Below are 10,435 nucleotides of genomic sequence, written 5' to 3'. Positions count from 1 at the left end.
TTGGATAGATGCATGAGAGTCTTTTTTCATGGAAAAGGAAGAATTAAATAACCATTCTAATCATTAAATTCTATCTGAAATAAAAAACTTGCAGAGAAAATAGTACTTTCTCTACAAGCTGAGTGGAGTAGTTAACTCCACTTCTTTGGCTTGATCTAATTGGTTCTAAACAAAACTTCTTATATTTTAAATTTCTTCACTATTTCTAATAAATCCTCTGCCAAAACAGATAATGATTTTGCAGATAAACTAATCTCTTCCATTGTTGCTAATTGTTCTTCTGACACAGCAGCAACTTCTTCTGCACCTTGAGAATTTTCATTAGCGTAAGAGGAAATTTCATTAGCTGCTGCAGATACTTCCATTAAACTTGCTGAAATTTCTTGAACGGTTGCAGCCATCTTTTCCATCTCTGGAACAGTCTCTTTCGTACTTCCTATAATTTGCACAAACTTGTCTGCTGTCTCTTCTGAAATCGATAATCCAGCTTCCGCATTATTCGAAACATCCTCCATCAATTGAACAGATGACTTCGTATCCTTTTGGATATCGTTAATAATATTGGCAATCATTTTTGCTGAACCTTGAGATTGCTCTGCTAATTTGCGCACTTCATTTGCTACAACAGAAAAACCTTTACCATGCTCTCCTGCTCTGGCCGCTTCAATAGCTGCATTTAGAGCTAATAAATTGGTTTGATCACTAATTGCTTGAATAACTTCTATAATCTTTCCTATTTCTTTAGAACGATGGTACAAACTATCAATCACTTCTTTAGATTGTTGTATAGAAGCATGAATAAATCGCATCTGCTCTAAATTATTATCAACAAAGATTTGGCCTTCTTCTGCTCTAGCAGTTGTCACTTTTGAAAGTTCAACAACCGTTGTTGATTTATTAGCAATCTGGATGACTCCTTGTAATACTTCATCTACCGACTTTGTATTTGTTCCTATTTTACCTGTGATTCCTTCTGCTCCAGCTGCAATATGTTGAACAGAAATAGACATTTCCTTCGATGCTTCTGCAGACTGTTCAGCACTAGCAGTTAGCTGTTCTGAAGATATAGTTACTTTCTCCATGGAAAGATTTAATTGCTGAATAATACTTCGTAAACTTCCTTGCATAGTGACAAAGCTATACGTCAAATCTCCAATTTCATCATTTGCTAATACTTTAATATTCTCTGTTAAATCTCCAGTACTTACTCTCTCAGCACTTTTTGCTAATGTTCTTATTGGATTAATAATAGACCGTACGATTAAGAAAATTAAGAGCCCTCCTATAATAATAGAAATTCCTAATACTAGTAAACTGTTATGTACAATTGTAGAGGATGCCTCTTCAATTTCTCCTTCATCCATAATCCCTATAATTTTCCATCCAGTCATTTTTTCTGTTTCATAGAGTGCTACTTTACTTGTATCATTTGCAGTAAACCCAACTTCTCCATCTGTATTACTATATATTTCTTTCATCCACGCAGAATCTTTACTATCTTTCCCTAAGTCTATATCTTTTGGTTGATAAATATAATTACTTGCTGCATCTAAGAATAATATATATCCATTTTGACCCACTTTTGTTCCTCTTACTAAGTCAGTCAATGCTGTAATTTTGATATCAATTGCAATAACTCCACTTCGATCTGCAGTCATTCCTGCAAGAGTTACAATAGTATTTCCTATTCGTTCATCAATCCGTGGTTGTAAAAGGATGATTTCTCCTTCTTTTTCCATTGCTTCTGTATACCAAGGCTGTTCTCGACCATCAAAATTTGTTGGCAATCCTTGATTGGCATTCAAGAAGCTTTCTCCATCTTCTCTAATATAATAAACATTTAGAATATCTTGATTCTGATCTAAGTATTGATTAAAGATATTTCGAATTCTCTCTGGTTCACTATCTAACATTTGAGAATTAACATTATTTGCTAAATACGTAACATCCTGGCTTTTTTGCCAAGTAAGTGCTCCAACTTCCTGATTAATAAAATGCACACTTTGTAAAGCAGAGTCTTTCATATTATTGGAAATGATGGTGCTAGCTGTATTATTGGAAAAGAGTGCTATAATCATGCTTGGCAGTAATAATATGAAAAAAAATGAAATAATTAATTTTGTTCTAATGGTAAGTGATTTTGTTTTTTTCTTTACTCTATCTTTTCCTTTACCTTTAGGTATCTTAGTAACAATATTCTTCATTTGGACAACTTTCTTCATTTTGGTTACACTATTCTTCCATTTAAGTCTAATCCCTTTTATCCCTACCATAGTTCTACTCCTTTAGCACTATTATAACTCCTATTATCGACTATTTTTATACATCTAGCACTATTAAGGGAATAATCTTTACTATAATTTTACAAAGCATAAATAATTGAAAATACTATCATGGAATAATATTCGAATAATTCCGTAAAGTAGGTAAGGATCCATATTTAGTTGCTACTTCTTCTCCTAGTCGATTTGCAGCAGCTATATATTTTCTCCACTCCCTTACGTTTTTTGGTACACCGTTTTTATATAAATGGAAAAGGATAGTTGCCATAAATGCATCTCCTGCTCCATTGGTATCTTTAACTACAACCTTTTGTGCAGGAACATATATTTCTTCCTCTCTCCATATCCCTAATGCACCAAGGTTTCCCATTGTTATTAACTTAAAAGGGACTTCAAATTCTTTAAGCATTTCTATATTTTCTTCGAAGTTAGTTTTTTGAAAGAGAAATGTTAGTTCTTCCATCGATAACTTAAAAACATCTACAAATGGAATAAATTTCAAAATGGTTTTTCTACATTCATCTGCACTTTTCCATCTTTGCAACCGAATATTTGCATCAAATGCAACTAACGAGCCTTTTTCCTTAGCGATTGTAATGGCCTTTTTAGTTGCTTCTTGTGCCTTAGGGTGGAAAAGAGTACCAGAACCAAAATAAAAAATCTTTTTATCGTCAAATGCTTCCTCTGTAAGATCTTCTGACAGAATGACTTCTTCTGGCGTTTCATTTTCGTATGAATGGAACTGTCTTTCTCCATCTTTATCCAAATGAACAAATACCTTTGAAATCATTTTAGTATTGGATTCAATTGAGTAATATAAATTCAAGCCTTCCTTTGCCATCTCATTTTTAACGAATATACTATCCCTTTCTATTCCTAACTTTGTTAAATAATAGCTAGGCACACCAAATCTGCTCAAATGTACCGCGACATTTACTGTGGCTCCTCCAAGCTTTTGATTATATTTATCATTGTTTTTAGTAATGGAAACATAATCAATGAAAGCATCTCCTATAGTTAATATTCCTTGATGATTCCTCATTGCCATCAGCACCTTTAACTTATTCTTATTATTTCCCTATCTAATTGTATAAAAAAAATTGAAACTTGCTAGTGTATATTTTCGTTATATGTATGATTTCTAATTGTATCAGTAGCAAAAACGATTTTGGGGACTTTTACTGCTTTTTTACAGAATCATTTATTGCCCTTTATTGTAACCATGTCTATTCAATAAAGAACGATTAAAACGAAATAACTTTAGCTTAAGATAATTTGAAAATGATAGTTTAGGTTTTCATAAAAATTTGATATGATAGCCTAGTGCGTGTCTAAAATCATAAACAACAATATAAATAGATTATAGGAGTGGAAACTTTGGAAAATTTATGGGAATTAATAGTTGCCTTTATACTAGGCATTGTAGAAGGGTTAACGGAATTTGCACCAGTATCTTCTACTGGACACATGATTATAGTGGACGATTTATGGCTAAAATCTGGCGAAATTTTTTCTACCGAGGTAGCAAATACCTTCAAAGTAGTAATTCAGTTAGGTTCTATTCTTGCGGTTGTTATTATTTTTAAAGATCGATTCTTAAACATTCTTGGTTTAAAAAAGAGCATTAACGGAGAAAAAGTACAAGGACATCGTTTAAGCTTAGTACAAATTCTTATTGGATTAATTCCTGCTGGAGTGTTAGGACTATTATTCGATGATTATATTGATGAACATTTATTTAACTTCCATACTGTTGCATATGCTCTTATTGTAGGAGCAATCTTAATGATTGTAGCTGACTATACACAAAAAAGAAGAAAACCAACAACCTTGTCACTTGATAAAATTACGAATAAACAGGCTTTCTTGATTGGTTTATTCCAATGTATTGCTCTATGGCCAGGGTTTTCAAGATCAGGAGCTACCATCTCTGGTGGTGTACTAATGGGATTAAGTCACCGAGTTGCGGCAGACTTCACCTTTATCATGGCTGTTCCAATTATGGCTGGAGCAAGTTTCATTTCCTTATTAAATAACTGGGAATACATCACAACAGATGCCCTACCATTTTTCATTGTTGGATTTATTAGTGCCTTTATTTTTGCACTTATCTCTATCCGTTTCTTCTTAAAATTAATTGATCGAATTAAGCTAGTACCATTTGCAATCTATCGAATCATTATTGCTATCATTATTATGATTGTATTCTTTTAATAGGAAAAGAGTTGTCACATTATTAGAGGCAACTCTTTTTTTTCCGTTTAAAGCATTTTATATTACTATTGAAGAAAAAGGATAAATCCGCTTAAAGCAGATTTATCCTTTTTTTACTCTTTAATTCGTTTAAATGGCCACCAGTTAGCTTCCCCAAAGTTCTTTACTAGAACTGGTATGAGCAATGGTAAGATAATAAAAGCATATAAAAATAATCCGACAAGAACAATACTTGCTATCTGTAATAATGAAAGCATTCCAGATGGCATCATAGCAGCAAATGTCCCACCTAAAATAATGGCTGCTGAAACGATAACTGTACCCATCTTTTTCATCGCTTCAAGCATAGCATCCTTTATAGTAAGATCCCTATATTCATTAAAACGATCCATTAAGAAAATACTATAGTCGACCCCTAATGCAACAAGAATGACAAAACCAAAGAATGGTACAGCCCAGCTAATTCCTGTGTAGTTGAAAATATTCACATAAATAGCTTCATTTATGCCTAGCGCTGTATAGAAGGTTAAGATTAATGACCCAATAATATAAGCTGGCATAATGATTGATCGGAACAAGAATATTAGTACAATCGAAATTCCGATAAGCATCCATATAACGGTATTCGTATAATCCGCATTTGATACTGCACTTAAATCAGCATTTGTACTAGTTATACCTGATACTGCTACCTCAGCATTTTCAAGCTTCGTTCCTTTCGTAGCTTGAGTGACTGTTTCTTTTATATTTTTGATTTGATCAATTGCTTCATTAGAATATGGATTATCTGCGAAAATCACATCAAACGTCATAATTTTACGATCTGGTGATAGATACGTATCTAATGACTGTTTAAAGTCATCACTACTTAATACTTCCTCTGGTATATAGAAATTACTTGCCTCGTTTTGAGAAAGCCCAGATAAGTAATCAGTAGCTGATCCTAATCCGTCAGAGACTTGATCTAGCCCCTCAGCACTTTGATTCAAGCCGTCTGTTAACTGCCCAAGCTGGCCACTAATATCACCAAATCCATCGAGAAGCTGCTTTTGTCCATCATTAATACTTGTTAAACCATTTGTTAACTTCGGCATATTATCAACAATCTGACCTTGACCATCTGCTAGTTGGTTTAATCCTTTTTGTTGTTGGTCAATACCTGAAATTAGTTGATTTATACTTTCAGAAATGATACCTTGTTGCTCAATAATCACTTGATATTGAGTATTTATCCCGTCTAAAGTACCACTAAAAATCGGCAATTTTTGCTGTGCTTCTAATATACTAGATTTGATTAATTCGTAACTTTTGTTTGATGAAATACCATTATACGTATTTTCCAATTCATTAAAGTTGTCTTGTGTAATCTGATTTAACTTGCCTAAAGTTTCATCCAACTGCGATTTTACATTCTGATAATTTCCAAGTAATGCTTTATGTCCTTCAAGTGCATGTTCTGCCCCACTTTTCATTTGAGCTAAACCAGCTTTTATTTCATCAGAACCAGCGGAACCTGCACGAATACCTTGTTCTATCTTCTCAAGGTTTGTTTGAATTTCCCCTAGGCCAGACTTTACATCATTAGTCCCTTTAATTAGATCATTTATACCATCTGAAGCATCATTTAATTGAGGTTCAGAGTCTTTTAGTTGACTACCCGCATCATTAAGCCCTTTGCTAATTTGATCTAATCCTTCTTTCCCTTGATCTAATCCCTCTTCTAAGGTTTCAGCCTGTTTAGAAATATACAGATCTTGAATTGGTTCCCCTGTAGGTCTTGTAACAGAGCGAACATTATCCACTAAATCCACTTTCTCTAGCTCACTTGAAATGGAATCTGCCAATGCTAAATACTCCATTGTATTTAAATTATCGTCATTTTTTATCACGACAGTAGTTGGCATGGATTCACCAGGACCAAAGCTATCCGCTATAGCATTAAATGCCTTTATAGATGGTGCATCATCACTAATTTCATCTAAAGAGTTAAAGGAAAGTTCTCCATCATATGTTACTAAGAATGGAACACATATACATGCAACAATAGCTAAAGCGATGATTGGTCGTTTTAATGAAAATCGACCAACAGTTTCCCATAACTTACTATCTCCATGCTCTAATGCCCCTTTTGATGGCCAGAACATCTTCTTACCAAGGAATAACATAAAGATTGGAACTACAGTAAACAAAGCAATTAATAGAATAGCAACACCTACTGCAACGGCAGACGCAGATTTATATAAGGTGAACTGAGAAAAGCCTATTGCTGCAAAGCCAATCATCACGGCAACTCCACTAAAGAATACCGTTCTACCTGCGTTTTTGTATGTTTCAATAATGGCATCCCATATTGATTCCCTATGCATCATCTCTTCTTTAAATCTACTTAGTAAAAGAATGCAGTAATCTGTACCAATACCAAATAAAATAGCAACTAAAAAGATTTGTGTATAGGTTGAAATAGGGAAATCTAACTGGTCTACTAGAATGGATACAATGGACTGTGAAGCCAAGTATGTTACACCAACTGTAACCAATGGAATTAACGGTGCAACAACCGACCTAAATACAATTAATAATACTGCCAAAATAAAAACAACTGTTATGCCTTCTGTTTTCTTTAGTCCCTCTTGTGAACTGTTGACTAAATCCTGATCAATCATCCAGTTACTAGTATAATAATGATCAACATCAAATTCTTTAATTGTGTCATATAGAAGGTCACTTAGTTCATCTGCTTCTCTATCATTCCAACTAACTGTTAATGAATTTAATATGGTTTTCCCATCATCAGAAACTAACTGATCTTTTAAATTCTCATCTGTGAAATAAGATAATATTTCCGTTATACCTAGTTCTTCCTTCTTTGCTTCTAATTTCTCTATTGCCTTCTTTGCTTCTAACAATTCTTTTTCACTAAGCTTCTTATCATCATGGAAAACTAGTGCAACGGTAGACTGTTCTCCCACATCTTCCTGACTTTCCACTTCTTCCATTATCTCTGCTGCTTTTGTAGAAGAATATCCATCTGGAACTGTAATTTGCCCTTTCTCTTTTACTAAGTCAGCCATATTAGGAGCAATGAAAAATAATCCTATGATAACAATAACCCACGCAATAAGAACTAGCCATTTCCCTTTTAAAATAGCATTCACTGTTTTGCCTCCATTCTCAATTCTTATCTCCTTCAATTAAGCGGTCTAACTTAGCATACGTTTCTAAAAAATGTTCAATTTCCGCTTGATCAAACTTTGTGATTACAGATTCTATAATATGTTGAATCTTTTTCTCCATTTCAATAAAAATGATCTTTCCTGCAGTTGTCAAACTTAGATATACAACTCTACGATCCTTCACATCTCGATTCCTTAGTACCCAACCTTTTTCTACTAATCGATTAATAATTGGTGTAATCGCACTCTTCTTCACACCAAAACAAAATGCAAGCTCCGTAGAAGTACAATTCTCCTTTTGATTGATGTGACGCATGGTAAAATGCTGCTCTGTTGTAAGCACTTCACCAATCTCTTGTCGAATCAGTTGATCAAATTTTCGATTGACAGAAAAATTAATACTCACATAACGATCAATAATTTCATTAATATCTTTTTGTTTAATAATCCTCACCCTCGTATAATTAAATAAATAAAGTTAAACACCTTAACTATTAAATAGTTTAACTTTCATCCTATTTTTTTGTCAATATTAAGTTAGATTGAGTTTATTTTTTCCATATTACTTTGAACTATTCTTCTAGGATGATTATGCTATAATGGTGGTAAAAATGAACGGAGAATCACAAATATCATGTTTAATATATCAATGAAGAATACATTAATGGACAGTCTAGGAATTGTTATTAAAGAAGTAAAAGAAGATGGCACATGTATTGCTAGTATGCCTGTAGATGAGAGGACAAGGCAGCCATTTGGTTTTTTACATGGTGGAGCTTCTGTTGCATTAGCAGAAACAACAGCAAGTATAGGTGCAGCTAGTCTTATTAATCATGAAACTCATCTTGTTTTTGGACAAGAAATAAACGCAAACCATCTTCGTTCCGTGCGTGATGGCATCGTAACCGCAACTGCATCTGTTCTGCACAAAGGCAATTCAACTATGGTGTATGAAATAAAAATAGAGAATGAAGCAAATAAACTCGTTTGTATTTCTCGATGTACGTTAGCAGTTCAAGCCAAAAGAAGTTGAAAAAAATCACTACTAAACACTTGGTGTTTTCGTAGTGATTTTCTCATTAACAGCTATATAATCTTGCTTCGTATGGTTTTAAAATAATGGATGTAGTAGCTTCATGGGCCTGAACAGAATAATTTGCTAATAGCAAGTTATCACTTCCAAGCTCTACTAAACGATTTTGAAATGTAGCTTCCTCTAGGGACAAGTTTACAATTATCGCCATTTTCTTGTCACCAAAGCTTCTAGTATAAGCAAATACTTGCTTATTCTCTTCATCAATTAAATCAAATGTTCCGTAAGTTAAAAGAGGTGCTGATTTTTTCAACTCGATCATCTTCTTATAAAAGTGATAAATAGAATCTACATCCAGCTTCTGCTTCTCTACATTAATCTCAGTATAGTTTGGATTCATTCCTATCCATGGTGTAGCTGTAGAAAATCCAGCATATGCTTCACTAGACCATTGCATCGGAGTCCTTGAATTATCGCGGCTTGTTGACCAAATATCCTCCATAATCTCTTTATGACTAATTCCTTCTTCTCTTTTTAGCTTATAAGAATTCTTTGTTGCCACATCATCATATTCTTCTATTGTCGCAAATTGAACATTTGTCATTCCGATTTCTTGGCCTTGGTAAATAAAAGGTGTTCCTTGCATGAAGAAGTACATCATACCTAATGCTTTAGAGCTTTGCTTCCAATATTCTTTATCATTTCCCCAGGTAGAAACTGTTCTAGCCTTATCATGGTTTTCAATAAATAACGCGTTCCACCCTTTATTTTCTAATCCTTTTTGCCATTTATTAAGAACTTGTTTGAGCATTAGGACGTCTACCCCATAGCTTTTCTCGTTATCCCATAAATCTAGATGCTCAAACTGAAAAACCATATTGAACTTCCCTTTAGTCTCACCAACCCATAGTTCGGCTTCTTCAATTTTTACACCATTTGCTTCTCCAACCGTCATAATATCATACTTAGAAAAAGTTTCTTTTTTCAATTCCTCTAAGAAAGGCTGAATTCCTTCTACATTCATGTGCTTGTCAAAGGAAGGAACAAAGTCTAAATCTAAAGGGTTATCCATATCCTTAAGGCCTTCTTCTTTCTTAATATGGCTAATTGCGTCAATTCTGAAGCCATCAATTCCTTTATCAAGCCACCAATTAATCATATTGTAAAGAGCAGATCTTACCTCTTGATTCTCCCAATTCAAATCTGGCTGTCTTTCCGAGAAGATATGCATAAAGTACTGATCTGTTGTCTCGTCATACTTCCATGCAGAACCTCCAAAAATACTTTCCCAATTGTTTGGTTCTTTTCCTTTCACTCCATCTCTCCAAATATACCAATCCCTTTTTGGATTATTCTTAGACGAACGAGATTCCAAGAACCATTTATGCTCATCACTCGTGTGGTTAATGACTAAATCAATAATTAGTTTCATTCCTCTCTGATGTACCTCGTATAAAAGTAAATCAAAGTCGTCCATTGTCCCGAATTCATCCATAATATCTTGATAGTCACTGATATCATATCCATTATCATCATTTGGAGATTTATACATTGGACATATCCATATACAATCAATTCCTAATTCTTTTAAATAATCTAATTTGGAAATGATTCCTTTAAGATCTCCTATTCCATCTCCATTAGAATCCATAAAACTTCTTGGGTAAATTTGATAAGCTACTGCTTCTTTCCACCATTTTTGATTCACTAATCTCTTCCTCTCTACACTTTGT

The 10,435-nt window shown here is 33.7% G+C and carries 7 protein-coding genes and 1 pseudogene; 2 read left to right on the top strand and 6 right to left on the bottom strand.

The annotated features are described in order from the left end of the window. Positions 1 to 179 precede the first annotated feature (179 nt). The 3 genes and pseudogenes from F9279_RS26345 to F9279_RS21525 form a co-directional block, all read right to left on the bottom strand. Positions 180 to 1,010 (bottom strand): methyl-accepting chemotaxis protein, encoded by an 831-nt coding sequence (locus F9279_RS26345; protein ID WP_413463236.1) that lies wholly within the window; start codon positions 1,008 to 1,010, stop codon positions 180 to 182. Positions 1,011 to 1,121: 111 nt separating this feature from the next. Next, positions 1,122 to 1,364 (bottom strand): annotated as a pseudogene (locus F9279_RS26340) (HAMP domain-containing protein); the annotation flags it as partial. 1,027 nt (positions 1,365 to 2,391) lie between these two features. Continuing rightward, positions 2,392 to 3,324, bottom strand: coding sequence for a carbohydrate kinase family protein (locus tag F9279_RS21525; protein ID WP_193224665.1), 933 nt, complete (start codon positions 3,322 to 3,324; stop codon positions 2,392 to 2,394). A gap of 335 nt (positions 3,325 to 3,659) precedes the next feature. On the opposite strand from F9279_RS21525, the gene F9279_RS21520 reads away from it, so the two are divergent. Further along, positions 3,660 to 4,496: an undecaprenyl-diphosphate phosphatase gene (locus F9279_RS21520; RefSeq protein ID WP_152116248.1), complete on the top strand. Its 837-nt coding sequence runs from the start codon at positions 3,660 to 3,662 to the stop codon at positions 4,494 to 4,496. 113 nt (positions 4,497 to 4,609) lie between these two features. Here the strand turns inward: F9279_RS21520 and F9279_RS21515 are convergent, their stop codons facing one another. Both F9279_RS21515 and F9279_RS21510 read right to left on the bottom strand, forming a co-directional pair. Then, positions 4,610 to 7,651 carry an MMPL family transporter gene (locus F9279_RS21515; protein ID WP_152116247.1) on the bottom strand — a complete coding sequence of 1,014 codons (3,042 nt, stop codon included), beginning with the start codon at positions 7,649 to 7,651 and terminating at the stop codon, positions 4,610 to 4,612. Positions 7,652 to 7,667: 16 nt separating this feature from the next. Continuing rightward, positions 7,668 to 8,123: a MarR family winged helix-turn-helix transcriptional regulator gene (locus F9279_RS21510; protein ID WP_152116246.1), complete on the bottom strand. Its 456-nt coding sequence runs from the start codon at positions 8,121 to 8,123 to the stop codon at positions 7,668 to 7,670. Positions 8,124 to 8,318: 195 nt separating this feature from the next. Between F9279_RS21510 and F9279_RS21505 the strand changes: the two genes are divergently transcribed. After that, positions 8,319 to 8,702: a hotdog fold thioesterase gene (locus F9279_RS21505; RefSeq protein WP_152116253.1), complete on the top strand. Its 384-nt coding sequence runs from the start codon at positions 8,319 to 8,321 to the stop codon at positions 8,700 to 8,702. Positions 8,703 to 8,748: 46 nt separating this feature from the next. Here the strand turns inward: F9279_RS21505 and F9279_RS21500 are convergent, their stop codons facing one another. After that, positions 8,749 to 10,410, bottom strand: a complete 1,662-nt coding sequence (locus F9279_RS21500) for a glycoside hydrolase family 13 protein (RefSeq protein ID WP_152116245.1) — start codon at positions 10,408 to 10,410, stop codon at positions 8,749 to 8,751. Positions 10,411 to 10,435 lie beyond the last annotated feature (25 nt).

Origin of the sequence: Bacillus sp. B1-b2, assembly GCF_009183415.1 — a bacterium.
In the GTDB taxonomy this organism is placed as follows: domain Bacteria; phylum Bacillota; class Bacilli; order Bacillales; family Cytobacillaceae; genus Niallia.
Note: the sequence above shows the minus strand (reverse complement) of the source record. Positions and strands in the feature narration are given on the sequence as shown.

What these genes read in the sequence shown, in the direction of transcription:
- F9279_RS26345 (WP_413463236.1), bottom strand. Translation starts at nt 1,010, where the DNA reads ATGTCTATTTCTGTTCAACATATTGCAGCTGGAGCAGAAGGAATCACA.
- F9279_RS21525 (WP_193224665.1), bottom strand. Translation starts at nt 3,324, where the DNA reads ATGAGGAATCATCAAGGAATATTAACTATAGGAGATGCTTTCATTGAT.
- F9279_RS21505 (WP_152116253.1), top strand. Translation starts at nt 8,319, where the DNA reads ATGAAGAATACATTAATGGACAGTCTAGGAATTGTTATTAAAGAAGTA.